Source organism: Nocardia sp. NPDC051321 (assembly GCF_044455225.1).
Taxonomy (GTDB): Bacteria; Actinomycetota; Actinomycetes; order Mycobacteriales; family Mycobacteriaceae; genus Nocardia.
The window spans coordinates 66772-91921 of sequence record NZ_JBITEM010000014.1; the positions used below are offsets into that span (position 1 = coordinate 66772).

A 25150-nucleotide genomic window follows, 5' to 3' on the forward strand; every position below is an offset into this window, starting at 1 on the left:
CCATAGAACCCCCACATGACCCAACCACTGGCGTTTCCATGAGAGTTCGCTAAGGGCCATCCCGACCAAAGGCCCCTTCGGTCGCGGTGGTTAAGGGGTGGTGGGGGCCGGGAGGTCTAGGACGAGGCGGATGCCGCCCAGCGTGCCGTCGTCGAAATAGGCATGGCCGCCGTGTAATTGGGCCTGCTGGGCGACCAAGGCCAAGCCGAGGCCGGAGCCGCCCTTGCTCGCCTGACTGCCGCGGAAGAAGCGGTCGAAGACGGCCTGGCGCTCGTGCGGTGGGATGCCGTGCCCGTTGTCGTCGACGCTGATGACGATGTGGCCGTTCGGTGCCCGGTGCGCGGACACCAGCGCCTCGGTGGCGCGGCCGTGCTTGACCGAGTTGGCCAGCGCGTTGTCCACCGCGAGGCGCAGGCCGGCGGGCAGGCCACGGGTGACCAGCTCGGTATCGCTGTCGATGCGGACTTTCAACCCCGGGAAGTGCCGCATGGCGTCGTGCGCGGCCTGGTCGCACAGGTCGCCGACATCGGTGGCGACATGGTCGCGTTCATTGGTGAGATCGCCGGTGGCCAGCCGTTCCAGCGCGGCCAGGGTGGTCTCCACCCGGCCCTGGCTGCGCTGCAGGTCGGCGAGGATCTCCGCGCGCTGTGCCTCGTCCAGGTCCAGGGTGCGCAAAACCTCCAGATCGGTGCGCATGGCGGTGAGCGGCGTGCGCAGCTCGTGCGCGGACACGGCGGCGAAATCGCGCGCGGTCTCCAGCGCGGCGGCGGTCGCCGATTGTGCCTGGTCCACCCGCTGCAGCATGGTATTCACCGCGTCGGCAAGCCGTTCCGCCTCGCGCACGCCCGACCCGTCCACCGGTGTCTGCGGGTTCCCCGGATCGGGCAGCCCGCTGCGCGCGTCGACCTGACGGGTGAGCCGCACGATCGGACGCACCGCACGCCCGGCCAGCAGCCAGCCGAGCGCCGCGGCGGCGGCGATGGCGAACAATGCGCCGCCGAGCACCCAGCGCTGCTGCTCGGCGGTCGCGGCGGCCGCCGACGCGGCCGGGATGCCCATCGACACCACCCGGCCGGGCGGCTGGTTCTCGGTGGTGGACAGGATCCGGTAGGGCGTGCCGCCGACCGTGACCGTCCGCGAACCCGGTGCCAGATCGGGCAATTGGGTCGGCGTGCTCGCGATGACGTTGCCGTCCATCCGAACGGTGACCGCGATGTCGTTGGTCAGCCCTGGCACGAAGCCGATGACCCGGACGATGATGACCGGTTCGATCGGCACGATGCGCGCGGCGACCGCGAGCTGCTGATCGGATTGCCGGATATTGTTGCGCTCGATCGCGTGGATGCTGATCACGCTGATCACCGAGACGATCACCACCGCGCCGGCAGCCGCCGCGCCCGCGACCCGGGTGCGTAGTGAAAAGGCCGGGCGCCGACGGGTTTTCGGCGTGGGTGCCGACATCACTTCGGTGCCCGCAGCACGAAACCGACCCCGCGGATCGTGTGCAACAACCGGGGCGCGCCATCCACCTCCAGCTTGCGCCGCAGATAACCGACGAAGACGTCGACCACGTTGGTGTCGGCCGCGAAGTCGTAGCCCCACACCAGTTCCAGCAGCCGCTCCCGGCTCAGCACCACGCCGACATTGCGCGCCAGCGTGGACAGCAGCTCGAATTCCCGCTTGGTGAGCTCGATTTCGATGCCGTCGAGCAGCGCGCGATAGCCCGCGACATCGACCTCCAGCGGGCCGACGGTGATCGCGCCCGGCGTGGTCGGCGACTGGGTATCGGTCCGCCTGCGCAGCAGCGCCTTGATCCGCGCGACGAGTTCGGCAAGCACGAACGGCTTGACCAGATAATCGTCGGCCCCCGATTCCAGCCCAGAGATGCGGTCGTCCACCGAGGCCCGCGCGCTGAGTACGCAGATCGGCACCTCGTTGCCCATCGCACGCAACGCGGTCACCACCCCGGCACCGTCGAGCACCGGCATGTTCATATCGAGCACGATCGCGTCCGGCGCGTGCTCGTTCACGCTGCGCAGCGCCTGCCCGCCGTCCCTGGCCACCAGCACGTGGAAGCCGGAAAGTCGCAGCCCGCGCTCGACCGACGCGAGCACGTCCTCGTCGTCATCGACGACGAGGACGGTCGGGGTCGTGGGTGTCACCTCAGTCATTCTGCCGTCACCGAGCGGTTCAGCCGGTCAAGTAGGCCATGCACGCGCGTCAGTAGTTGTGGCAAGAATCCGCGACTGCCTGGATGGTTTGGCGCAGCTGGCCGTAGCGGGGGTCGTTCTGGGCCTGCTCTACTGCGTCGGGGTTGTTGTCGATGGCCTGCTGCAGTTCCGCGCGGCGCTGCTCGACCGGCTGATCGAACTTGCGCTGCAGTTCGGCCTTCTGCGACGGGTTCGCGTCGAGCATCTTGGCGAGCTGGGGCGCCTTGTCGTGCAGCGCGGCGTCGACCTGGGTGAACGAACAGTCCGAATTCAGCAGCGGACCGGCGAGCTCCATCGGGCCTGCGGAGGCGATCGCGGGGCTGAGCAACACGGCAACGGTGGCCAGCCCGCCCGCGGCGAGTGCGGCGACGGCGGGACGGCCAACAGAACGCTTCATGGGTGTGACTCCAGTTCGTCGAGGGGTTAGTGCCTAGCGCCCTCGACGCTAGGCCGCCGCACTGGCACCTGTGTGAACGTTCTCTGAGGAATCTCTGAGTACACGCCAATCCCTAAGCGGGACGAACGATTTCGTGGGGGAAGGTCAGGCGGGCGAGCCCACATCTGGTGTCGCCACCGGGTCCGGCACGGCTCGGTTCGCGTTGTGGATCTGTTCCGTCAACGCGTCGAGCACCGCCGGATCCTCGATGGTGGACGGAATCTCGTACGCCTCACCGGCGGTGATCTGCCGAATGGTCTTCCGCAGGATCTTGCCCGACCTGGTCTTCGGCAGCGCGGTGACGATCACGGCGTCGTGCAGCGTGGCGATCGCGCCGATCTGCGAGCGCACCCGTTCGATCAGTTCGTCGCGCAGCCGCGCCGGATCCACCTCGACCCCGGACTTGAGCACCACGTATGCCAGCGGCCGGTGCCCCTTGAGTTCGTCGGGCAGCCCGATCACCGCGCACTCGGCCACCGCCTCGTGTCCCGCGATGGCCGCCTCGATGCTGCCCGCCGACAACCGGTGCCCGGCCATATTGATCACATCGTCGCTGCGGCCGAGCACGTAGAGGTAGCCGTCCTCGTCGAAGTAACCGGAGTCGCCGGTGAGGTAGTGGCCGGGGTAGGCGGACAGATACGAACGCTGGTAGCGCGCGTCGTCGTTCCACAGTCCGGTGAGCGTGCCGGGCGGCAGCGGCAGCCCGATCACGATGTTGCCCTCGGTATTCGGCGGCACGGGGTTGCCCTCGGAATCGAGCACCCGAAGCCGGAAACCGGGCACCGGCACCGAGGCCGAGCCCGCCTTGATCGGAAGTTGTTGCAGGCCAAGAGGGTTCGCGCAGATCGGCCAGCCGGTCTCGGTCTGCCACCAGTGGTCGACCACCGGGCAGTCGGTGCGATCGGCGAGCAGCACCTCGTCGGCCCAGGCATAGGTCGCGGGATCTAGTCGTTCGCCCGCGCAGAACAGCGCGCGCAGCGACGACAGGTCGTGGCGGTGGGCGAGCTCGGCCTCCGGATCGGCCTTGCGGATGGCGCGCAGCGCGGTCGGCGCGGTGAACAGCACGCGAACGTTGTGTTCGGCGACCACCCGCCAGTAAGCGCCCGCGTCGGGCGTGCCGATCGGCTTGCCTTCGTACAGCAGCGTGGTCGCGCCGACCAGCAGCGGCGCGTAGACGATGTAGGAGTGTCCGACGACCCAGCCGACATCGGAGGCCGTCCACATCACCTGGCCCGGGCCGATGTCGTAGATATTGCGCATGGACCAGGCGAGGGCAACCGCGTGTCCGCCGTTGTCCCGAACCACCCCTTTGGGTTTCCCGGTAGTGCCCGAGGTGTAGAGGATGTAGAGCGGATCGGTCGCGGCGACCGGGACCGGCTCGGCCAGTGGCGCATCTCGGACAGCGTCGTCCCAATCGAGCCATTGCGCCGCGACGGTCTGCGCGGAACTCGGCAGCGATTCGGTCGCGGCCTGCGGCGCGGAGAAGTGGATCGTCGGGAACTGCGGCCGCTGCTTCACGATCACCGTGCGCGGTGCGGTGGTCTCGGCGAGATCCAAGGCTTGCAACACAATCGGCGGATATTCGAGCTGTTTGCCCGGTTCCAGGCCGCCCGAAGCTGTGATGATCAACACGGGTTCCGCGTCGTCGATGCGCGCGGCGAGCTCGGGTGCCGCGAAGCCGCCGAACACCACCGAGTGCACCGCGCCGATCCGCGCGCAGGCCAGCATGGCGATCACGGCTTCGGGGATCATCGGCAGGTAGATGATGACGCGGTCGCCCGCGACGACCCCGAGGCGGCTCATCGCACCCGCGAATCTGGCTACCTTTTCGAGCAATTCGGCGTAGGTGAAAACGCCTCTGGTGCCGGTCATAGCGGAGTCGTATATTAAGGCAGGCTGATCAGCTAAGCCCCCCTCTGCCGCAGAGCCACCGTGCACATGCCGGTCGAGGGTGTTGAAGGAGGTGTTGAGGCGAGCGTCGGTGAACCACCTGGCCACCGGACGAGCGGCCGGGTCGATGATCTGGGTTGGTGGCACCACCCAGTCGATCGCTTCAGCCGCCCCGGCCCAGAACTCGGCGGGGTCGACCAAGCTGGTCTGATAGACCGGTCGGTACTCGTGCCGCACGTTCAAACCCGTGACTCCCTAGCCTCGCCTCGATGCCCGCCTCGATAGATCTGGTTGATTGTGGCAGACTTCACGCGACGCCCGGGTGGGTGTTGTGACCTTTGGTTTTGCCTGGAACGGCCAGGTCAAGGATCGCATGCTTACTCGGAGTCACCCAAGAAGTTATTGATCCGTTAGAATCTGATGTCACTTATTTGGGCCGTCGTAGACGCAATTTCTCGGCCAGCCGCAGTTCTCGGCCAGCTCCGCCTGTCGAGCCAGTATGCGTGTGGAGGTTCGCTGATGGCGCGTGGTTGGGGCCAGTTTGGAAAGTGAGTGGGAGATGCGTGAGGCCGCTAGGTCCGGCAGAAGGCGCTGGGCGCTCGGCAACTGGGACCTGCGCTGGAAGGTGACGGCAGTTCTCGCCGTCCCCCTGGCAGTCGCGGTAGGCCTTGGCGTGTCCAGGATTTCATCGGAGTTCACCAACTCGGGTCGGCTCGCCGACGTCGCGGAGAACGTCCAGGCCATCCCGGCCGTCACCGCGCTCAGCGCGCAGACGGCGACGGTGGTGGGTTCGCAGATGATCGCCGTCGCGGCGAATGTGTCCGTGGTGACCGATCAGAACCTCGCCGATCTCGACAAGGCGATTGCCAACGCGGAGAAGGCCGCTGACAAGTTGAGCGGCGTTTCAGGTGCCCGCCCGGCCTTGGACAGCATGCTCACGCAGGCAAAAGCCGTTCGCCAGCAAGGCAAGAACGTCAGCACCGGGCCGACTTCCGACGCCATCGGTCTGATCGACCGGGTGCGCAACGACAGCGTGCGGATCGTCGAGACGACGGTCGGTCAGGTCAGCGACACCGCCGTCGACACCGCCAAATTGCGTCTGGTCGACTCGCTCAACACTCGGGCCACGCTGGTCGGCGAGGTCGCCGCGTTCCCGGATGTGTTGAAGAACCCGAAGGTCGGCACACCCGGCTTCCTCACCGCGGCCAACACCGAGCGCTCGCTGCTCGGGGTGCTGTCGCATCGGTTCTCCGACGGCGACACCTCGATCGCCGATCTGCGCGCGGGCATCGACACCCGAGTAACGCTGCTGAACAGTCCGGAGTCGCAGGCAGGCACGGTTCCGGTCGGTGAATTGAAGAAATCGCTGACCGACAGCCTCGCGGTGTACGAGCTCGTGGTGAGCCGGGCGACCAAGGACATCGACGGCGCGATGAACTCGCTGGTGTCCACCGCTCAGCGCGACGCGTGGACCTACACCGCGGTCGTCGTGGCCACCATCCTCGCCGCGCTCTTGCTCGCCGTGTTCGTCGCGCGCTCGATGATCGTGCCGCTGCACCGGCTTCGCCTCGCGGCGCTGCGGGTCGCCGAAAGCGACCTGCCGCACGAGGTGGCCCAGCTCCGCAACGGCGCCTCGCCGGAAGAGGTTCCGCTCGAGCCGATGCCGGTGCGCAGCACCGAGGAGATCGGCCAGCTGGCCCGCGCCGTCGACGACATCCACGGCCAGGCGCTGCGTCTGGCGAGCGACCAGGCGCAGATGCGTTCACAGGTCAACGACATGTTCGAGACGCTGGCCCGGCGATCCAAGTCGCTGGTCGACCATCAGCTCAGCTTGATCGAGGCGATGGAGTACGACGAGAAGGATCCGCGCCTGCTGGAAAACCTTTTCCGGCTGGACCATCTCGCCGCCCGCATGCGCCGAAACGGCGACAACCTGCTCATCCTGGCCGGCACCAGGCAGCGCCGCGCCAAGTCCGCGCCGGTCGAGATCGCCGACGTGCTGCGCGCCGCGATCTCCGAGGTTGAAGACTACGAGCGAGTGAAACTGGGTGCCACGCCACGTGGTTCGCTGGTCGAGCCCGCCGCCTCCGACATGGCGCACCTGTTCGCCGAGCTGCTGGACAACGCGCTGCGTGCCTCCCCGCCGGAGACCGACGTGAAGTTCACCTTCGCGCAGGCGCACGATCAGGGCATGCTCATCGAGGTGGCCGACCGAGGTATCGGTATGCCACCGTCGGAGATGGCCGATATCAACCGGCGGTTGGAACAGACCGCCGAGCCGGGCCCCGATACCGCCAGGCACATGGGTCTTTTCGTGGTTGGCAGGCTGGCCGAGCGGCACGGTCTCACCGTGCGGCTGCGGCCAACCTTCGACACCGCGCGCGATCCCGGTGTCACGGTGACCGTGCACGTTCCCGGTGCGCTGATCGTGGCGGGCAAGCCGATCACGGCCCAGCCCGTCACCCCGTCCCCACAGACACCCGAGCGGCCGCGGCCGTCCGCCCCGTCGTCGATGCAGATGCGGTCGGTCACCCGCACCCCCGGCGGCAATGTCATGGTGACCGTCGATCCCGGCGTCAGCGGGCCGATCCCGGTCAGCAATCCGAATGCCTCGTCCAGCGGGCCGATTCCGGCCGGTGGTGGGCTGCCGCAGCGGCAGCCGGGCAATTCGATGGCGTCCGGGCTGCAGTCGAACGCGCAGCAGGGTCCGACGCTGCGACCCGCACCGGGTCAACAGGCCAGCGGACCGCAGCGCGGCAAGCTCGCCGCCGCGAACCTACCCAAGCGCAACCTCAACCCGGGCGGTCCGCCGCCGCCGCGCCAGCCGGGCGGCCCATCCGAGCCGACCGTGACGGGTCTGCCGCCGCGGGACGCGAATTCGGGCGAGCTGCCCAAGCGGCAGCCGGGCAGCAACGGAGTGCCGCAGCCGAGCATCAGCGGACTTGCTCAGCCGCCGAGCGGGCTGCCGCAGCGTCAGCGCGGCGAGAACGGGCTGCCGCAACGGGATTCCGCTCCCGGTGGTCTGCCACAGCGTGACCCGAGCGCGGGTGGGCTGCCGCAGCGGGACAGCGGTTCGGGTGGGCTGCCGCCACGGCAGACCGGCCCCAGTGGCCTGCCGCAGCGTGAGGGCTTGCCCCAGCGCGATCCGAACGCCGGTGGGCTGCCGCAGCGTGATCCGAGTTCCGGTGATCTGCCCCAGCGCGAGTCCGCGTCCGGTGGTCTGCCGCAACGCGATCCGAGCGCGGGCGGGCTGCCGCAGCGGGAGCCGACAGCAGGTGGTCTGCCGCGACGTCAGCGTGGCGAGAACGGGCTGCCGCAGCGCGAGTCCGCGTCCGGTGGTCTGCCGCAGCGTGAGCCGAGCGCGGGTGGTTTGCCGCAACGCGATTCGGGTCTGCCGCAACGCGATCCGAGTGCGGGCGGGCTGCCGCAGCGGGAGCCCGCTTCGGGTGGCCTGCCGCAACGTGAGCCGACGGCCGGTGGTCTGCCGCAACGTGACCCGAGTTCCGGTGGTCTGCCCCAGCGTGAGCCGAGCGCGGGTGGTTTGCCGCAACGCGATTCGGGTCTGCCGCAACGCGATCCGAGCGCGGGCGGGCTGCCGCAGCGGCACGCCGCGGCGGCGAGCCTGCCACAGCGGGACGTGACGCCGACCGGTCTGCCGCAGCGCCAGCCGGGCACCCAGGTGCCGCCGAACCTGCCGCAGCGCGAGCCGGGCGAGGGTCTGCCGCAGCGGGACACATCGCCGGGTCTTGGTCTGTCGCAACGGGGTCGGGGTACGCTGCCCGGCAACGACGAACAGCCGAAGGACGCGGAGGCCGCAGGAGGCGATCCAGGCAGGCACAGTTACCGGGCCAACCCGACGAGGACCGCGTCGTTCTTCCAGACGAGGCTCCAGCCCGCGGTCGAAACCGGCGATTCCGTCATGGGCGGAACACCAATTTTCGCGGAAATGATGTCGGCATGGCTGTCAGACCCGAATATGGACAGGTCCACCGTGGCCGCCTCCTTCGAATCACCGGGTGATGAAGGTTGGCAGGCGGCCCGCGCGGCCAGCGAGGCACAATCCGAAACAAGGACGGCGGCTGGGTTGCCGCAACGCAATCCGGGCGGAAGGCTGGTCCCGGGCGCCGTCAACGGTGCGGTGGATCGAGCACCGAGCCGTGATCCAGAAACAATCAGGTCCAGCCTGAGTCGCCATCAGCAGGGCGTCCGGGATGGCCGCGCAATGAGAGCAATGAACTTAACCGGAGATAAAGGAGACCGATGAACCCCGATCTAGGTGGTACGAATCGTCAGCTGGATTGGCTGGTTTCGAACTTCGCCAACGAGGTTCCTGGCGTAGCCCATGCCGTCCTGGTCTCGGCTGACGGCCTACTCATGGCCGCGAGCGCTCAGCTGCCCGTCGACCGTGCCGAGCAGCTTTCGGCCGTCACCGCCGGACTGGCCAGCCTCTCGGTCGGTGTCTCGAACCTGTTCGAGGGCGGCACCGTGCTGCAGTCCGTCGTCGAGATGGAGCACGGCTACCTGCTACTCATGGCTGTCGGCGACGGCTCGTACCTTGCCGTGTTGACCAATACGTCGTGCGACATCGGTCAGGTCGGCTACGAGATGGCGTTGCTGGTCGAGCGGGTTGGCCAGACAGTGCAGGCCACGCCACGTGTCACGATGGGTTCCTGATGGTGGGATGGACATAGAAGATCACCGCTTGGGGAGCGCCGAGCCCAGTCTCGTTCGCCCATACTCGTTGACCGCAGGCCGAACGAGGCCCGCGGTCGAGTTGGCGTTGGAGGCACTCGTCGCATCGCATCCGGTCGCCCTGGAGCGGCAGTTCGAACTGACCAACATCGAGACGTCAATCGTGGAGTTGTGCAGAGAATCGCCGTCCGTCGCCGAGGTAGCAGCCCGATTGGGTATCCCCATCGGGGTGGCTCGCGTGCTGGTTGCCGACCTGATCGAGGCCGGGCATGTACGCGTTTCGGCGACTTTGAAAGACGATTCCAGCGACGATGAACGTCGCGAGCTGATCGAAAGGGTTCTCAGTGGACTCCGGCGTATTTGATTCGACGGCGCAGGTCGACACCCGCACCAGCAAGCCAACGTCGGCGAAGATCGTTGTCGCCGGTGGTTTCGGTGTCGGTAAGACCACGATGGTCGGTGCTGTCTCGGAGATTGTTCCGCTGCGCACCGAGGCATTGGTAACCAATGCCAGTACCGGAATCGATAATTTGACGGGCATTCCGATGAAGTCGACCACCACCGTGGCGATGGACTTCGGCCGGATCAGCCTCGCCGACGATCTGGTGCTGTACCTCTTCGGTACGCCGGGCCAGTACCGATTCTGGTTCATGTGGGACGACCTGATCCGCGGTGCCATCGGCGCCGTGGTGCTCGTCGACACCCGCAGGCTAGAGGACAGCTTCGCGGCCGTCGACTACTTCGAAGCGCGCGGCCTACCATTCCTGGTGGCGCTCAACGAATTCGACGACGCGCCGCGGTACCCGATCGAGGACATCCGGCAGGCCCTCGCGGTGCCTGCGGACGTGCCGATCCTGTCCATCGACGCCCGGCGGCGCGAGCCGGCCAAGCAGGCCTTGGTCGCGCTCACCGAGTACGCGTTGCGCAAGGTGATGCAGGGCTACTGAGTTTTTCGCGCGGCATCCGTAGCGACTGCTTGCAGGTCGCTCGAAAAGGTCGGCAGCGACTGCTTGCAGGTCGCTCGAAAAGGTCGGCAGCGACTGCTTGCGGGTCGCTCGAAAAGGTCGGCAGCGACTGCTTGCAGGTCGCTCGAAAGGTCCGCATCCGTCCGATACCGAGTAGTTAAGCTCCCTCGGTGAAGACTTCCGCGCGCGAGCTGCTCGGGCAACTGCTCGACACCGACTCGTATGTCAGCTGGGACCGGCCGCCGCTCACGGTGGCCGCGACCCCGCGGTACCGCGAGGCGTTGCACAAGGCTGCGGTCGCGGCGGGCACCGATGAGTCGGTGCTCACCGGCGAGGGACTGCTGCGTGGGCGTCGCGTCGCCGTAATCGCCTGCGAGTTCGGCTTTTTGGCGGGCTCGATCGGCGTCGCCGCGGCCGAACGGATCGTCACGGCGGTCGAGCGGGCCACCGAACTCGGGCTGCCACTCGTCGCTTCGCCGACCTCCGGTGGCACCCGCATGCAGGAGGGCACCGTCGCGTTCGTGCAGATGGTGAAGATCGCCGGTGCCGTCGCCGCGCACAAGGCGGCGGGCCATCCCTATCTGGTCTACCTGCGCAACCCCACCATGGGCGGCGTGTTCGCGTCGTGGGGTTCCTTGGGCCACATGACTTTTGCCGAGCCCGGCGCGCTGATCGGCTTCCTCGGACCTCGCGTCTATCAGGCCCTGTACGGCCAGCCGTTCCCCGAGGGCGTGCAGACGGCCGAAAACCTTTACCGCCGTGGCGTTATCGACGGTGTCGTCACCGTCTCGATCTTCCGCCGCGTCGCGCACCGCGCGCTCAGTGTCTTCGGCGGTATACCGGATTCGACTGCGGGCGAACAGGTTCCGCTTCGTGATCAGAAGCGGGCGGCTGCGGCTGTTTCGGCGTGGGAGTCGGTGGTCATTTCGCGACGGCCAGACCGTCCTGGCATTCGTGACCTGCTTCGCCATGTGACACAACGGGTTCCGCTGAGCGGCACCGGGCAGGGCGAGTCCGACCGCACCGTGGTGCACGCGCTGGTGCGCTTCCGCGGCCAGCCGTGCGTGGTGTTCGGACACGACCGCGCCGGACAGCAGGGCGGGTACTCCATGGGGCCCGCCGCGCTGCGCGAAGCGCGGCGCAGCATGGCGCTTGCTGAAGAGTTGCGGTTGCCGCTCGTCCTGGTGATCGACACGGCGGGCGCCGCCCTGTCGAAGGAGGCCGAGGAGCGCGGATTGGCCCCCGAGATCGCCCGCTGCATCGCGGATTTGGTGACCTTGGCCACGCCGACCGTCTCCGTGCTGCTCGGCCAGGGCACCGGCGGCGGCGCGCTGGCCCTGCTGCCCGCGGACCGAGTGCTGGCCGCCACCCACGGCTGGCTGGCCCCGCTGCCGCCGGAGGGTGCCAGCGCCATCGTCTACCGCGACACCGACCACGCCCCGGAACTGGCGCAATCGCAACGCATCCGCGCCGCCGACCTGCTCGCCGACGGCGTAGTCGACCGCATCGTCCCCGAATTCCCCGACGCGGCCGACGAGCCGGTGGACTTCGCCCGCCGCATGGGCGCCGCCATCGCCGAAGAACTCACCCACCTCCGCCACCACCCCAACACCGAACTCCAGACCCTGCGCAGGCAGCGCTACCGCAGACTCGGCCTACCGAACGGCTGAGTCGATCACGGTGCGTAGCGCGGCTTACCGAGTCGCGTAGCGTGCCTTATCGAGTCGTTGCCGTCACTGCCGGTGGGGGAGAAAGTGCAGGTGGAGCGGTAAATTGGGGGTCAACACGCCAAGGGGCAGCGTTGACGGCTCGCCGCCACACTTCTACCGTCGCAGGGTGACCTTCAGAAGCGAGACCTCCGCCATCCCATCGATCGTCCTGAACGACGGCAACGTGATCCCGCAACTGGGCTTCGGCGTTTTCCAGGTGCCCGACGACGATGTGACCTCGGTGGTCACCGCGGCGCTGGAGACCGGCTACCGCAGCATCGACACCGCGGCGGTCTATGGGAACGAGGAAGGCACCGGTCGGGCGATCCGCGAGTTCGGCCTGCCACGCGACGAGATCTACGTCACCACCAAGCTGTGGAACTCCGAGCAGGGCTTCGATTCGACGCTGCGCGCGTTCGACACCAGCATGAAGAAGCTCGGCCTGGACTACCTCGACCTGTACCTGATCCACTGGCCGGTGGCCGTGGCCGATCGCTACGTCGACACGTTCCGTGCCTTCCAGGCCCTGAAGTCGCAGGGCCGGATCAAGTCGATCGGTGTCTCCAACTTCACCACCGCCAACCTGGAGCGACTCATCGGCGAGACTGGTGAAACCCCCGTGGTGAACCAGATCGAGCTACATCCGCGCCTGGCCCAGCGCGAACTCCGCGACTTCCACGCAGGCCACGCCATCGCCACCGAGGCGTGGAGCCCGCTCGGCCAGGGCACCTTGCTCGACGACAAGACCATCGCCTCGGTCGCCGCCGCCGTCGGCCGCACCCCGGCCCAGGTCATCATTCGCTGGCACCTCCAACTCGGCAACATCGTCATCCCGAAGTCGGTCACCCCGTCCCGAATCGCCGAAAACTTCGACGTCTTCGCCTTCGAGCTCACCCGAGACCAAATGGACGCCATCAACGCCCTGAACACCGACACCCGCGTAGGCGCCGACCCGGACACAATGACCGCAGGCCTGAACTAACCCAGTCCCAAATAGTCCGTCAGCTCCACGGCCGCCGCCCGCCCCGCGCGGTTCGCGCCGATGGTGCTTGCGGATGGTCCGTAGCCGATCAAGTGGATGCGGGGGTCGGCCGCTACTTGGGTGGCGAGGCGGCCGGTCATGGTGATACCGCCGCCGGGGCCGCGTAGTCGCAAAGGGGCCAAATGGTCTAGTGCGCTGCGGAATCCGGTGGCCCACAGGATCACCTCCGCGTGCTGGAAGGAGCCGTCCGCCCAGCGCACCCCGTCCGGTTCGATGTGGTCGAACATCGGTAGTCGACGCAGCGCGCCGCGGGCTTGCGCGGCCCGGAGGCGGTCGTCGAGCCGCAGGCCGGTCACCGAGACCACCGACCCCGGGGGCAGCCCCCGGCGCACCCGGTCCTCCACCTCGGCGACCGCCGCGCGGCCGTCCTCGGGGCCGAACGACGTGTCGCGGAAGATCGGTTCGGTCCGCGTCACCCAGGTGGTCGAGGTGACCTGGGAGATCTCGTCGAGCAACTGCACCGCCGAGATGCCGCCGCCGACCACCACCACGTGCTTGCCTGCGAACTCCGCCGCGGTGCGGTAGTCGTGGGTGTGCAGTTGCCGTCCGGCGAAGGTCTCCGCGCCGCGGTAGCGCGGGATGAAGGGATGTTCCCAGGTGCCGGTCCCGTTGATCAGGCCGCGCACCCGGATGGTGCCCGCCGAGTCGGTCTCCGCGTTGAGGATCGGTCCGTGCTCGGCCGGGCTGCCGTCCTCGGTCCGGTCACACACCACTTTCACCGAGACTTGTCGGCGTACCCGCAGATCGAAGTGCTTTTCGTAGAGCTCGTAATAGTGCGGCACCGCGGTCGCCGCGGGAGCGGACTCCGATCCGGGCGGCAATGTTTCCGCGAACGACATGCCCGGGAGATCGTGCACCCGATTGACGGTGGTCAGGGTGAGCGACGGCCAGCGGAATTGCCAGGCCCCGCCCGGGCCGGGTGCATGGTCCACGATGAGAAAGTCCTGTTCGGGGCGTAGCCCGAGGCGCTGCAGGTGATAGCCAGCTGACAGCCCGGCCTGACCAGCGCCGATCACCAGGAGGTCGAAGTCTGTCGGCACAGCCGAAGATCGTATCCGCTTGAGCGGTCTGCGCCGTCGGCTGTGGCAAAGTGAATGTAACTAGACGGATCGTTCAGTTGGGGAGGTCGCATGCTCGGAGTTAGCCGAGACGGTGACGTGGTGACCATCGAACTGCGGCGAGAGGAACGGCGCAACGCGCTCAACCTCGAGCTCATTACGCTGCTGCGCGAAGCCGTGCTTGCCGCCGTCGCCGACGACGCGCGGGTGATCGTGCTTACCGGACGTGGCCCGATATTCAGCGCGGGCGCGGATCTTTCCGGCGTCTATTCCGACGAGTTCCTCGACGGCCTGCTGGAGATGCTGCACACCATCGAGGCCGTGCCGGTGCCGGTGATCTCGGCGATCAACGGCGGCGCGCTCGGCGCGGGCGTGCAGCTCGCCCTCGCCTCGGACCTGCGGGTGATCTCGCCGGAGGCCTACATCGCGATTCCCGCGGCCAAGCTTGGCATCTCGGTGGACCGGTGGACGGTGCGCAGGCTGGCGTCGCTGATCGGCGGCGGCCCGGCCAGGACCATCCTGCTCGGCGCGGAGCAGGTGTCGGCGGCCGACGCCTACAGCTTCGGCTTCGCCAACCGGCTCGGCTCACTGGCCGACGCGCAGGCGTGGGCCAAGCAGATCGCCGAGCTCGCGCCGCTGTCGCTGCGGCACATGAAGCTGGTGCTCAACGACGACGGCACCCGCGAGCCGGACAACGCGCAGCAGCGCGCCGCGCTCGAGGCCGCCTGGTCCAGTGCCGACGCGCAGGAGGGCCGACTGGCCAGACTAGAGAAGCGCGCCGCGAAATTTACGGGGCGATGATGAATATTCGAAGCATTGTCGGCACCGCGGCGGGCGCGCTCGGCCTCACCTGGGTGGTTCGCGCGGCGTGGGGGATACCGTCCGCGATGGGCGCCTCGATCTCCGCCATCCAGCCGTACGCGACCGGCGCGACCACCTACCGCGACCGTCAGTTCCACAACACCGAGCCGAGCAGTCAGCTGGCCGCCGGATCGGCACCGTCGCTGTTGGTTTCGGCGCTCACCAGGCGCAACGCGGGCCGTCCGACCGGGGTGATCCCGCTGCAGACGCCGCAGCTGCCGGAGACCGCCGCCGACCTGGCCGTCACCTGGTTCGGGCATGCCACCGCGCTGATCGAGATCGATGGCTATCGGGTGCTCACCGATCCGGTGTGGAGCGAACGGGTTTCGCCGTCCGCGCTGGTCGGCCCGAGCCGGATGCATCCGATGCCGACGCCGCTGTCGGAGCTGCCCGCGCTCGACGCGGTGATCATCTCGCACGATCACTACGACCATCTGGACAAGGACACCGTCCGGGAGCTCGTGCTGCGCCAGACCGCGCCGTTCCTGGTTCCGGTCGGTATCGGCGCGCACCTGCGGCACTGGGGTGTGCCGGAGTATCGGATCATCGAATTGGATTGGGGCGGTTCGGTTTCGCTGTCCGCGCTCGGCCGGGCGCACGAGGGTTCTGATCTGGTGCTCACCTGTACCGAGGCGCGGCACTTCTCCGGGCGCGGCCTGGTCCGCAACACCACGCTGTGGGCGTCCTGGTCGATCGTCGGCCCGACCAAGCGGGCGTACTTCGGCGGCGACACCGGGTACACCAAGGCCTTCGCGGAAGCCGGTGCGGCACTTGGCCCGTTCGATCTGACGCTGCTGCCGATCGGCGCCTACGACGAGCGCTGGCGCGATGTGCACATGAACCCGGAGGAGGCGGTGCGCGCGCACGCGGATCTGTGCGCGGGCGAGGCCGGCCACGGCCTGCTGGTGCCGATCCACTGGGCGACCTTCAATCTGGCGTTCCACGGATGGTCGGAGCCGGTACGGCGGATGGTGACCGCGGCCGAAACGGCAGGTACGGCGATCGCGGTACCCATGCCCGGCCAGCGGGTCGAGCCCAGTAGCGCACCACCACGGGATTCGTGGTGGGAGGATGTGGGTTGACGACATCGTTGCTAGTGGGCTAGAGGAAGGAACGAACGCTATGAGCTTCGCGGATACTCTGAAGGGCCTCGTCGGCAAGGGCAAGGACGCGGCGGCCAAGAACGCGGACAAGATCAACGACGCCATCGACAAGGGCGGCGACTTCATCGATCAGAAGACTCAGGGCAAGTACTCGGACAAGATCGCGAAGGGCAAGGAGGCCGCCAAGAAGGTGGTCCCGCCGGAGGATCAGCCGGGCGCGCCGGGCCAGCCGGGCGGTGCCGGTGCGCCGGGCACCACGCCGGAAACGCCGAGCGCCACCGATACCCCGGGCACCGACCCGTCGGGCTCGCAGATCTGACGAGCGGCGGGGACCCGCAACCTGTCGGTCCCCGCCTCTAAAATCGTTCTCATGGCAGCGCGCCGGAGCTTCGGTGGCATCGAGGTTGAGCTCAGCAACCTCGACAAAGTGCTGTATCCGGCCACCGGCACCACCAAAGGCGAAGTCATCGCCTATTACTCGGCGATCGCGCCAGCCATGCTCCCGCACTTGGCCGGGCGCCCGGTCACCAGGAAGCGCTGGCCCAACGGGGTAGACGAGCCGTCCTTTTTCGAAAAGAACCTGCCCGCGCATGCGCCGTCGTGGCTCGAGCGGCACACCGTCCAGCATTCCGACCGCAAGGTCACCTATCCGGTCATCGATTCCGAGGCCGGGCTGGCCTGGCTCGGGCAGCAGGCGGCGCTGGAAGCCCATGTGCAGCAATGGCGTTTCGACGGCGACGCGGTGGGCCCGGCCACCAGGCTCGTGTTCGATCTCGATCCAGGACCAGGTGCCGAATTGGACGAGTGCGCACGGGTCGCGCTCGCGGTGCGCGACATGATCGAGGGCATCGGCCTGCGCGCGTTCCCGGTGACCAGTGGTAGCAAGGGAATTCACATCTACGTGCCGCTCGATCGCGAGATGAGCTCCAGCGGTGCCTCCACGGTGGCCAAACAGGTGGCCACGAATCTCGAACGGCTGCACCCGGATCTGGTGACCGCGACGATGGCGAAGTCGGTGCGCGGCGGCAAGATATTCCTGGACTGGAGCCAGAACAACGCGTCGAAGACCACGATCGCGCCGTACTCGCTGCGCGGGCGCGCCGAACCCACCGCGGCGGCACCGCGCTCCTGGGCGGAAATCGAACGCCGGAAGAAGCTGCGGCACTTGCGCTTCGACGAGGTTCTCGCCCGCTGGCAGGACGACGGCGACCTGCTCGCCGAGCTCGATCCGCCGCTGCCGGCGGGCGCCACCGGGTCGGCGGAGTCCGGTGCCGACGCGCTGGCGAAGTATCGGTCGATGCGCGATCCCGCGCGCACCCCCGAGCCCGTTCCCGCCGACCGGCCGGAGCCGGGGGCGGGCAATCGCTTCGTCGTGCAGGAACATCATGCGCGGCGGCTGCATTGGGATGTGCGGCTGGAGCGCGGCGGCGTGCTGGTGTCCTGGGCGGTGCCGAAGGGCCCGCCGACCAGCACGGACCAGAATCGGCTCGCCGTGCACACCGAGGACCACCCGCTGGAATACCTGGACTTCCACGGCGCCATCCCGAAGGGGCAGTACGGCGCGGGGGAGATGACGATCTGGGATTCCGGCACCTACGACACCGAGAAGTGGCGCGACGACGAGGTGATCGTCGAATTCCACGGCCAGCGGCTCAACGGCCGTTACGCGTTGATCCAGACCAACGGCAACCAGTGGCTGATGCATCTGATGCGCGAACAGCACGGTGCCGATGAAGACGCGAAAAGCCTTGGCGCAGAGCCGGGTACGCCGTCCGGCCGGATCATTCGCATTTCGAGTGGGCCGTCGCCGTTCCCGCGCGGACTCGCGCCCATGCTCGCCACCCCCGGCGATGTCGCCGAGCAGGACGCCGGCGAATGGTGCTTCGAGACGAAGTGGGACGGCTTCCGGCTGATCGCCGAAATAGACTCCGGCACCCTGACTTTGCGCAGCCGAGTGGGCAACGTGGTGACGGCCAGATATCCGGGGATCGCCCCGCTCGCCGACGAATTGGCCGGGCACAGCGTGGTATTGGACGGCGAGGCGGTGGTGTTCGACGATCACGGCGTCGCGAATCTCGGCCTGCTGCAGGCGGATGCGGCGCGAGCCGTGTTCGTCGCGTTCGATGTGCTGTATCTGGACGGCACTTCGCTTGTCCGCAAACGCTATTCGGATCGTCGGCGGGTGCTCGAGGCGCTCGCCGGGACCGCGCCATCGATGATCGTGCCGCCCCGGCTGGACGGTACCGGCGCCGACGCGGTGCGCTACAGCCAGGACCACGGCATGGAGGGCGTGGTCGCCAAGCGCAAGGATTCGGTGTACCTGCCAGGCAAGCGCGGCCACTCGTGGGTGAAGCAGCGCAACTGGCGCACTCAGGAGGTGGTCATCGGCGGCTGGCGGCGCAGCGACGCACGCAACTTCAAGTCGCTGCTGGTCGGTATTCCGTACGAGGGCAGGCTGATCTATGTGGGCCGAGTCGGCACCGGATTCAACGAGACCACCATGGTGGAGTTGGCCAAGCGCCTCAGCAGCACAGAGCGCAAGACCAGCCCCTTCGACAACGACCTGACCGCCGAGGAACGCAAGGAGGCGGTCTGGGTGACGCCGAAAATCCATGGCACGGTGCGTTTCATGAACTGGACCGAAACCGGCCGCCTGTGGCACCCGGCATGGCTCGGCGCCACGGACTGAGCGGCGAGAGACTGGGTTCAACAGCGCCTATTACAGTGATCCGCGGCGGGACCCCTCTCGAACAAGGAGTACACGGTGGACTTCAAGAACCTGGCGAACAAGGCGATGGACCTGGCCCAGCAGAACGCGGACAAGGTGGAGACCGTCATCGACAAGGCGGGCGATCTCGTCGACGAGAAGACCGATGGCAAGTTCGCCGGCCAGGTCGACGCCGCCCAGGAAGCCGCCAAGAAGGCCCTCCGTCAGGAGAAGTGACTGCGCCAACGGCACTTTCGACCACTCCGGCCCACAACCGAAGGACATTCGCGGCGATCAGGCTGACCATGAATGACCGCTGCCGAGGCCGCTGATCTGCCAGTACCGTGAGTGCCCCGAGGCCGGAGCGCGTCGGCGCAGCGTTGCACCCGGCGCCCTCCGTCGCGCCTCGCCGGATTTGGGGGAGGCCTCCATGCGCAGCAGCCACGGAACGGGTGGGGTCGATGGGCCCGCGCTAATGGCGTGGACCGGCCGAATGTGTCGTTCCGGCAACAAATTAGGGGTGTCGGCGAAACGTCGAGCGAGTGCCGTCTGGTTCGGCCACCGGCAAGGTAGGTTGCCTGCCATGGCGACTCCGGACGGAATCGGTAGCGGGACATCGCTCCTCGGCAGCACGGCAACATCCGGCACGCCGGTCCGGCGCCTCGGCGCGGCGCTAGCGAGGGTCGGCTCGTCGGCGGCCATGGCGGCCGCGTTGGTCCTCACCTCGTCGCTGAGTACGGCGCCGAGCGCGCACGCCCAGGTGCCAGCGCCCGACGCGGACCCGTTCTACGCCGCGCCCGCCGACCTCGCCGCCTTTCCGGAGGGCGCCATCGTCGACTCGCGCCAGACCACGTTGTTCGGTCTGCCGCTTCCGGTTTCGACCTGGCAGGTGAAATATCGCAGCACCGAGGCGAGCGGCACCCCGGTGGCCGACGTGGCCACGGTCATGGTGCCGATGGTGCCGTGGCTCGGGCCGGGCCCGCGTCCGCTGCTCTCGTACCAGATCGCCGAGGACAGCCTCGGTTCCCGCTGCGCGCCGTCCTACGCGCTGCGCGGCGGCGGGGACCCCGGCGGCACTCAGGCATTGATCGACACCCCGTTCATGGCCGACGCGCTGCGCCGCGGCTGGGCCGTGGTAACCAGCGATCACGAGGGCCCGCGGTCCCGGTTCCTCGACGGCGTCAATTCCGGCCGCGGCGTGCTGGACGGTATCCGCGCCGCCCGCGACCTGCCCGCCGCCGGCCTCGGCCCGGCGACTCCCCTTGCCGCGTGGGGCTATTCGGGCGGTGCCTTCGCCACCCTGTGGGCCGCGCAGATGCAGCCGCAATACGCGCCGGACATTCATTTCGCGGGCATTGCCGCCGGCGGCGTTCCGTCGAATTGGCCCGCCATCGCTCAACACGTGGACGGCACCATGCAGGCGGGGCTGGCCATGCTGATCGTCATCGCGGCCACGCGCGATAATCCGGGCGCCGGAATCATGGACCTGCTCAACGACCGTGGCCGCGCGATGATCGCCGCCGACAGCGCCGCCTGCGGTCCGGACCTGGTGGGTAAGTACGTCAACGCGCGCGTCGACGACTACGCCGCGGTCCCGAACCTGTTGGGGCAACCGGCCTTCCGCGCGGCGACCGACCCGCACGAACTCGGCACCCCCGCGCCGAACGTCCCGATGTACCTGTACCACAGCACCAGCGACGATGTGGTCCCCGTCGCCGGGTTCACCGATCTGCTCGGCCGGTATTGCGCCCAGGGAGCCGCCATCACCTCGGTGCATTCGCTACTGCCCGGCCACAACCCGACCGCCGTCGTCGAGTCGTTCGGCGCGATGTCCTACCTCGCGGACCGGGTGGCGGGTGTGCCGGTAGCGCCCGGCTGCCACGAGCGGTAACGGTATCCCGATCACAACGACGCGGCCCGTACCGAATCGCTGAGGATTCGGTACGGGCCGCGCCGGTAGAGCTGCGTCAGTTCTTGGCGCGCCCGGTCTCGTCCATCCACTTGGTGGTCCCCGGCGCCGCGGTGAGCGTGCTGATCAGGTCGATGCCCGCCACGATCAGCGTCGGTCCGCCCGCGACGATGGTGCCGATGATCCCGCCGACGGCCGCACCGGCCAGCACGCTGGCGATCACGGTCGGTCCGCCGAGGATGCCGGTGAGCCCGACCAGGGCACCGATGATGGTGCCGATGAAGCCGCCGATCGCGGTCGCGATGCCGAACTGCGAGAGGAACGAGTCCTGCGCGCGCTGGTTCTCGAACGGCGAGGCGATCGGGGTCGCGGTGACCGGACGCGCCTGCGCGACGTCCTTGACCACGGTCAGCTCCAGCACCCGGCCCGCGTCGCGGACCGCGTGCGGCAGCGGGAACTCCAGCCCGTCCTGCCGGAACGCCAGCGGCATGCTGACCACGGTGTTCCCGGCCTCATCCTTGACGTCGACGACGTTGCCGACCACTTCGAACGATCCGCCGGTCAGCGTGGTGACGATCTTGTCCCCCACCAGTTTTGCCTCATAGCCGATCTCGGGAGCCGACACCACGGCAGGCTGAGCGTGCACTGTGCCCGCGCCGACCGCGATGGCGGCGACGAGAGGCACGGCGGCCGCGGTGATTTTGCGGAGAATCATTCGGGTGTTCCATTCTTCATCAGGTTTCAAGCAGTGGAGAACGCCGCGCACGTCGAATTCCTTTCCCCCACTGTGGTGCGCGGTCTTAATGTGATCCGGAGAACAGCTACTCCGCAGATAACTCTACCTCCAGAAAATAGGTTCAGCCCCTGAAATAAGGGGCATGGGCGCGCCCCTTGGAGACCGCGAATCTGGTTATAGCGGTTAGCTATTCGATCCGATTCAATGCAGCACGTTGATCGCGCGCGCGATCACCAAGGCCGCCAGAATCAGCGAGATCGCCGACTGCGCCATCATCAACACCTTCGCCCAGCGCGACATCGGCATCACGTCGGTCGGGCTGAACGCGGTGGCGTTGGTGAACGAAAGATACAGGTAGTCCACGAACTGAGGCTCCCATTCCGGGCTCGTCAATTCGGGGTTCTGCATCTGAACGAACATGAAGTCCGGCAACGGCTTTCGGGCGTGCGCGCGGGCCGCGGGACCGCCGCGATCGAACTCCCAGTAGCCGAGGCCGAACACCACCACATTGGTCAGCCACACCGCGCCGCCGGACCCGAGCAGCCGGGCCGGATCGTCACTGAGCGTCCCGTCGATCAGTCCGACCACCAGCCGATCCGCCGAGTACGCCGTGGCCACTCCGAGTAGCCCGACCAAGCCGAGCCCGAGCCACCGCAGCCAGGTCTCCTCCCGGTCTACCCGCACCGGGTTCGCGACCACGACGACCACCAAAAGCAGCGCCTCCAGCCCGGGCAGTAACCATCCAGGCTCGGGCAAGAATCGATCCGGCAACATCATCTGCAGCCCGATAATGGCAAGCACGGCGGCCGTCGCGGCCAGCCGTGACTCACCGGCGGTTCGCCGCTGCCAAGCCGGTACCTCGTCGCCATCGCCCACCCGGCCAGTATCGCCCGCGACGGCTGCCGGGTGCGTTAGGCGCAGCGACTACAGCAGCGCGAAGCCGAGCGCGAAGGCACCCGCGCAGACCGCGACGACGATGACCAGCGCGATGGCATCGCCGCGGCCCGGTGAACTGGGGTAGGCGGCGAGTTCGCCGGTGCCGCCGCGCGCGGTGATCGCCTCGCCGAGTTCGCCTGCGCGGCGGGTGGATACGGCCATCGCGGCGGTGAGGATGTCGATGAGCGGGTTCTCGGTGGCCAGGTAGAGCGGGCTGTCCTTCGGCCGCAGCTTGCGGGCCGCGCGCAGCACCCGGATCTCGTCCATCAGCAGCGGCAAGCCGCGCAGGGTGAGGGCGACGACGACGGCCCATTCATCCACCGGCACCCGGAGTTTGCGCAGCGGCGCGCCGAGCTTGGCCAGCGCGGGGGCGATATCACTCATCGGCGTCGTCCAGGCGACGACGAACGACGCGGCCACCATGATCAGGCCGAACACCACCGTCTGCGCGTAGCGCACCACGGCCTGGGTGCCGACCGGCACGTTGATCAGCGCCCCGAGAGCGAGCAACGTCCAGAACCACCACGGCAGCCGCGGCAGCGTGCCGAGCGGCAGCCGGGCGAGCACCCCGATCGACACCAGGAACACGATCAGCACGCCGAGCACCGGCCAGGTCGGCAGGAACATCAGCAGGAAGCTGATCAGGAAAGCGCTGATCATCTTGGTGCCCGCCCACAGGTTGTGGATCGGGCTCGACACCGGAACCCGGCGAAACAGCACCATCGTCATGATCGACCTCCGCGCTCGAGCCGCCACGCGGCGTCTCCCGGCTGCCGCAGCGGTGCGGCAGGGCGTGCATCGGGTTTTCGCGCAACGTCATCGGGAACGGCGTCGGCCACCGAGTCCGCCGCGAGCAGCCGTCCGGATCGCAAGTGCACCGTCCGATCGACCACCGCCGACATGTCCGCCACGTCGTGTGAGATGACGATCAGCGTCAATCCGGAATCCCGCAGTCGGGCAAGCAGTTCCACGATGTCCGCGCGGCCCTCCGGGTCCAGTCCGGCCAGCGGCTCGTCCAGCACCACCACCTGGGCGTGACTGGCGACGATCGCGGCGAGCACCACCCGTTTGGCCTGCCCGCCGCTGAGCTCCTCGATGGACCGCGCGGCCAGCGTCCGGTCCAGGCCGACGGCGTCGAGCGCCCGCCCGACGGCGCCGGACCCGGTGGCCCGGCCGCCCCAGTCCGCGATCTCCGCGCCGACCGTCTGCTTCTGTAGTTGCAGCCGAGAGTGCTGGAACGCCAACTCGACTCGGCCGATCTGCTTGGTGACCGCCTTGCCCGCGAGTTCGCACCGGCCCGAACTCGGCGCGATCAATCCGGCCATGATCCACGCGAGGGTGGACTTGCCCGACCCGTTCCCGCCGACGATGAGCAGCGCCTCGCCGCGCCGCACCGTCAGGTCGACGGAGTGTAGAGCCGCTGCCTCCCACGGTGTTCCGCGGTTATAGGTGTATCGCACGTCGCGCAGTTCTAGGATGGTGTCGCCCATCGGCCTGCGCCGCTCGTCCCGCACCGGCCGCGGCCAAACGGCCAACCGCTCGACCGCGCGGCCCTCGGCCAGGTGCACCACCCGGTCCGCCGCGGCCGCGTCGGCCTCGTGATGGGTCACCAGTACCACCGCCATCGCGTGCCGTTTCGGCAGGGCCGCAAGCAGTTCGACGAGCTCGCGCCGTCCGTCCGGATCGATCATCGAGGTGGCCTCGTCGGCGATGAGCAGCGCGGGTTTCCTGGCGAGCGCCGCGGCGACCGCGAGCCGCTGCTGCTGCCCGCCGGACAGCGCGGCGGTTTCCTTGTCGCCCATGCCGCCCATGCCGTCCAGGCCGACCTCGCCGAGCAGCGCGTCGACATCGACCTCGGCGGCGAGTTCCGTCGACAGACCCCACACCACGTCGTCGGCGACGAGTACGCCGAGGGTCTGACTCTCGGGCCGCTGCAACACCAGTGCGGTGCCGCCCTGATGCCCGAGTCCGGCGGAGCCCGGCCGCTCGACCGTTCCCCCGGTGGGTGGTAGTCCGGCGAGCAGGCGGGTCAACGTCGACTTCCCGGAGCCGTTGTGCCCGACGACCGCGACGAATTCACCGACCCGCACGGTGAGGTCGATCTCGCGCAGCGCGTCGCGCACCGTGCCCGGATAGCGGAAGGACGCCCCGCGCAATGTCACGGGCAGCGGTGCGATCGCGCGCTCGTCCGGTGGCGCGTCGAGCCGGTCCTGGCCGGGCAGCCAGGTCAGCCGGTCAAGCACCGAGCCGAGCACGAACCAGGAGAAGATCGCGGTCGCCACCATGCCCGACGCGACCCCGCCCGCGACCCAGGCCCACCACCAGCGCAGCACGGAATCGGTGAGATCGGCGACCGCGCGCCCGAGCGGCTCGAGCTGCTGCTGGCGCGCGGCGAGTTCCTGGATGCCGCGCGAGATGTTGCGGAGGGTGTCGAACAGCAGATTCCGTCCGGCGGAGAACAACTGCAGCAGGCCGACCGCCAAACCGGCCCACACCAGGCCTGCGACGGTGGCAAGGCCGAGCACCGAGACGAACCCGCCGCCGCGCCGTTTCGTGGTGCCGATGATGCCCGCGATCGTCGCGGTGGCCATCAGCCCGGTGGTGGCGAGCAGGCCGGTCGCGACAAAGGTGACCACCGTCGCCGCGACGGCCGCGGTGATCAGCGCGCGCAGCCGGTAGCGCTGCGCGATCAGCCCCATCGGCACCGCGGCCACCAGGTTCAGCGCGGCCGCGAAATGTACGACCGAGCCCACGGTGACCAACCCGACGGTGGCACCGCCGAGCACGGCGCCGACGGCCAGCTCGATCGGTCGTAGCGGCCCGTGTTCGGCCGTTCCGTCAGCTATCGGGCGTCCAGTCACGGCACAAGTCTGCCAGTGCGCGCACTCGGCACGCC

Annotated in this window: 21 protein-coding genes; 12 read left to right on the forward strand and 9 right to left on the reverse strand. The window is 68.4% G+C overall.

Annotated features, from left to right (window positions below):
* Positions 1 to 90: 90 nt before the first annotated feature.
* The 4 genes from ACIA8C_RS31505 to ACIA8C_RS31520 all read right to left on the reverse strand — a co-directional run bounded on the left by ACIA8C_RS31505 (position 91) and on the right by ACIA8C_RS31520 (position 4779).
* Positions 91 to 1461 carry a sensor histidine kinase gene (locus tag ACIA8C_RS31505; RefSeq protein ID WP_397140994.1) on the reverse strand — a complete coding sequence of 457 codons (1371 nt, stop codon included), beginning with the start codon at positions 1459 to 1461 and terminating at the stop codon, positions 91 to 93.
* Positions 1461 to 2171: a response regulator transcription factor gene (locus ACIA8C_RS31510; protein ID WP_397140996.1), complete on the reverse strand. Its 711-nt coding sequence runs from the start codon at positions 2169 to 2171 to the stop codon at positions 1461 to 1463. Before ACIA8C_RS31510 ends, ACIA8C_RS31505 begins: the two co-directional genes overlap by 1 nt.
* 49 nt (positions 2172 to 2220) lie before the next feature.
* A complete protein-coding gene (locus tag ACIA8C_RS31515) occupies positions 2221 to 2607 on the reverse strand; it encodes a hemophore-related protein (RefSeq protein ID WP_397140998.1) in 387 nt (128 codons plus the stop codon).
* Between the two features lie 144 nt (positions 2608 to 2751).
* Positions 2752 to 4779, reverse strand: a complete 2028-nt coding sequence (locus tag ACIA8C_RS31520) for an AMP-binding protein (protein ID WP_397141001.1) — start codon at positions 4777 to 4779, stop codon at positions 2752 to 2754.
* 316 nt (positions 4780 to 5095) lie between these two features.
* Between ACIA8C_RS31520 and ACIA8C_RS31525 the strand changes: the two genes are divergently transcribed.
* The 6 genes from ACIA8C_RS31525 to ACIA8C_RS31550 all read left to right on the forward strand — a co-directional run bounded on the left by ACIA8C_RS31525 (position 5096) and on the right by ACIA8C_RS31550 (position 12884).
* Positions 5096 to 8800, forward strand: coding sequence for an ATP-binding protein (locus ACIA8C_RS31525; RefSeq protein WP_397141003.1), 3705 nt, complete (start codon positions 5096 to 5098; stop codon positions 8798 to 8800).
* Positions 8797 to 9210: a roadblock/LC7 domain-containing protein gene (locus tag ACIA8C_RS31530; protein WP_011207200.1), complete on the forward strand. Its 414-nt coding sequence runs from the start codon at positions 8797 to 8799 to the stop codon at positions 9208 to 9210. The genes ACIA8C_RS31525 and ACIA8C_RS31530 overlap by 4 nt, the downstream gene beginning before the upstream one ends.
* A 7-nt stretch (positions 9211 to 9217) precedes the next feature.
* Positions 9218 to 9592 carry a DUF742 domain-containing protein gene (locus ACIA8C_RS31535; RefSeq protein WP_040731099.1) on the forward strand — a complete coding sequence of 125 codons (375 nt, stop codon included), beginning with the start codon at positions 9218 to 9220 and terminating at the stop codon, positions 9590 to 9592.
* Positions 9573 to 10175 (forward strand): ATP/GTP-binding protein, encoded by a 603-nt coding sequence (locus ACIA8C_RS31540; RefSeq protein WP_014981574.1) that lies wholly within the window; start codon positions 9573 to 9575, stop codon positions 10173 to 10175. Before ACIA8C_RS31535 ends, ACIA8C_RS31540 begins: the two co-directional genes overlap by 20 nt.
* A 188-nt stretch (positions 10176 to 10363) precedes the next feature.
* Positions 10364 to 11863 carry a carboxyl transferase domain-containing protein gene (locus ACIA8C_RS31545; RefSeq protein WP_397141005.1) on the forward strand — a complete coding sequence of 500 codons (1500 nt, stop codon included), beginning with the start codon at positions 10364 to 10366 and terminating at the stop codon, positions 11861 to 11863.
* 166 nt (positions 11864 to 12029) lie between these two features.
* A complete protein-coding gene (locus ACIA8C_RS31550; RefSeq protein WP_397141007.1) occupies positions 12030 to 12884 on the forward strand; it encodes an aldo/keto reductase in 855 nt (284 codons plus the stop codon).
* Here the strand turns inward: ACIA8C_RS31550 and ACIA8C_RS31555 are convergent.
* Positions 12881 to 13984, reverse strand: a complete 1104-nt coding sequence (locus ACIA8C_RS31555; RefSeq protein ID WP_397141009.1) for an NAD(P)-binding domain-containing protein — start codon at positions 13982 to 13984, stop codon at positions 12881 to 12883. The genes ACIA8C_RS31550 and ACIA8C_RS31555 overlap by 4 nt on opposite strands.
* Positions 13985 to 14074: 90 nt before the next feature.
* Here ACIA8C_RS31555 and ACIA8C_RS31560 point away from each other — a divergent pair, with 90 nt between their 5' ends.
* The 6 genes from ACIA8C_RS31560 (at position 14075) to ACIA8C_RS31585 (ending at position 20564) form a co-directional block, all read left to right on the forward strand.
* Positions 14075 to 14803 carry an enoyl-CoA hydratase gene (locus tag ACIA8C_RS31560; protein WP_397141010.1) on the forward strand — a complete coding sequence of 243 codons (729 nt, stop codon included), beginning with the start codon at positions 14075 to 14077 and terminating at the stop codon, positions 14801 to 14803.
* Positions 14803 to 15945, forward strand: coding sequence for an MBL fold metallo-hydrolase (locus ACIA8C_RS31565; protein WP_397141012.1), 1143 nt, complete (start codon positions 14803 to 14805; stop codon positions 15943 to 15945). Before ACIA8C_RS31560 ends, ACIA8C_RS31565 begins: the two co-directional genes overlap by 1 nt.
* Before the next feature lie 40 nt (positions 15946 to 15985).
* A complete protein-coding gene (locus tag ACIA8C_RS31570; RefSeq protein WP_397141014.1) occupies positions 15986 to 16285 on the forward strand; it encodes an antitoxin in 300 nt (99 codons plus the stop codon).
* A 51-nt stretch (positions 16286 to 16336) separates the two neighbouring features.
* Positions 16337 to 18655, forward strand: a complete 2319-nt coding sequence (locus ACIA8C_RS31575; protein ID WP_397141016.1) for an ATP-dependent DNA ligase — start codon at positions 16337 to 16339, stop codon at positions 18653 to 18655.
* 75 nt (positions 18656 to 18730) lie between these two features.
* Positions 18731 to 18910: an antitoxin gene (locus ACIA8C_RS31580; RefSeq protein ID WP_397141018.1), complete on the forward strand. Its 180-nt coding sequence runs from the start codon at positions 18731 to 18733 to the stop codon at positions 18908 to 18910.
* A gap of 346 nt (positions 18911 to 19256) precedes the next feature.
* Positions 19257 to 20564 (forward strand): lipase family protein, encoded by a 1308-nt coding sequence (locus ACIA8C_RS31585; RefSeq protein ID WP_397141020.1) that lies wholly within the window; start codon positions 19257 to 19259, stop codon positions 20562 to 20564.
* 76 nt (positions 20565 to 20640) lie between these two features.
* On the opposite strand, the gene ACIA8C_RS31590 is transcribed toward ACIA8C_RS31585, so the two are convergent.
* From ACIA8C_RS31590 to ACIA8C_RS31605, 4 genes are all read right to left on the reverse strand, one after another.
* A complete protein-coding gene (locus tag ACIA8C_RS31590; protein WP_397141021.1) occupies positions 20641 to 21297 on the reverse strand; it encodes an ammonium transporter in 657 nt (218 codons plus the stop codon).
* Positions 21298 to 21519: 222 nt separating this feature from the next.
* Positions 21520 to 22194 (reverse strand): hypothetical protein, encoded by a 675-nt coding sequence (locus ACIA8C_RS31595; RefSeq protein WP_397141023.1) that lies wholly within the window; start codon positions 22192 to 22194, stop codon positions 21520 to 21522.
* A gap of 48 nt (positions 22195 to 22242) precedes the next feature.
* A complete protein-coding gene (locus ACIA8C_RS31600) occupies positions 22243 to 22983 on the reverse strand; it encodes an energy-coupling factor transporter transmembrane component T family protein (RefSeq protein WP_397141025.1) in 741 nt (246 codons plus the stop codon).
* Positions 22980 to 25115, reverse strand: a complete 2136-nt coding sequence (locus ACIA8C_RS31605) for an ATP-binding cassette domain-containing protein (protein ID WP_397141027.1) — start codon at positions 25113 to 25115, stop codon at positions 22980 to 22982. Before ACIA8C_RS31605 ends, ACIA8C_RS31600 begins: the two co-directional genes overlap by 4 nt.
* Positions 25116 to 25150 lie beyond the last annotated feature (35 nt).

What these genes read in the sequence shown, in the direction of transcription:
- ACIA8C_RS31565 (WP_397141012.1), top strand. Translation starts at nt 14,803, where the DNA reads ATGAATATTCGAAGCATTGTCGGCACCGCGGCGGGCGCGCTCGGCCTC.
- ACIA8C_RS31505 (WP_397140994.1), bottom strand. Translation starts at nt 1,461, where the DNA reads ATGTCGGCACCCACGCCGAAAACCCGTCGGCGCCCGGCCTTTTCACTA.
- ACIA8C_RS31560 (WP_397141010.1), top strand. Translation starts at nt 14,075, where the DNA reads ATGCTCGGAGTTAGCCGAGACGGTGACGTGGTGACCATCGAACTGCGG.
- ACIA8C_RS31535 (WP_040731099.1), top strand. Translation starts at nt 9,218, where the DNA reads ATGGACATAGAAGATCACCGCTTGGGGAGCGCCGAGCCCAGTCTCGTT.
- ACIA8C_RS31510 (WP_397140996.1), bottom strand. Translation starts at nt 2,171, where the DNA reads ATGACTGAGGTGACACCCACGACCCCGACCGTCCTCGTCGTCGATGAC.
- ACIA8C_RS31515 (WP_397140998.1), bottom strand. Translation starts at nt 2,607, where the DNA reads ATGAAGCGTTCTGTTGGCCGTCCCGCCGTCGCCGCACTCGCCGCGGGC.
- ACIA8C_RS31590 (WP_397141021.1), bottom strand. Translation starts at nt 21,297, where the DNA reads ATGATTCTCCGCAAAATCACCGCGGCCGCCGTGCCTCTCGTCGCCGCC.
- ACIA8C_RS31525 (WP_397141003.1), top strand. Translation starts at nt 5,096, where the DNA reads ATGCGTGAGGCCGCTAGGTCCGGCAGAAGGCGCTGGGCGCTCGGCAAC.
- ACIA8C_RS31570 (WP_397141014.1), top strand. Translation starts at nt 15,986, where the DNA reads ATGAGCTTCGCGGATACTCTGAAGGGCCTCGTCGGCAAGGGCAAGGAC.
- ACIA8C_RS31575 (WP_397141016.1), top strand. Translation starts at nt 16,337, where the DNA reads ATGGCAGCGCGCCGGAGCTTCGGTGGCATCGAGGTTGAGCTCAGCAAC.
- ACIA8C_RS31585 (WP_397141020.1), top strand. Translation starts at nt 19,257, where the DNA reads ATGGCGACTCCGGACGGAATCGGTAGCGGGACATCGCTCCTCGGCAGC.
- ACIA8C_RS31530 (WP_011207200.1), top strand. Translation starts at nt 8,797, where the DNA reads ATGAACCCCGATCTAGGTGGTACGAATCGTCAGCTGGATTGGCTGGTT.
- ACIA8C_RS31600 (WP_397141025.1), bottom strand. Translation starts at nt 22,983, where the DNA reads ATGACGATGGTGCTGTTTCGCCGGGTTCCGGTGTCGAGCCCGATCCAC.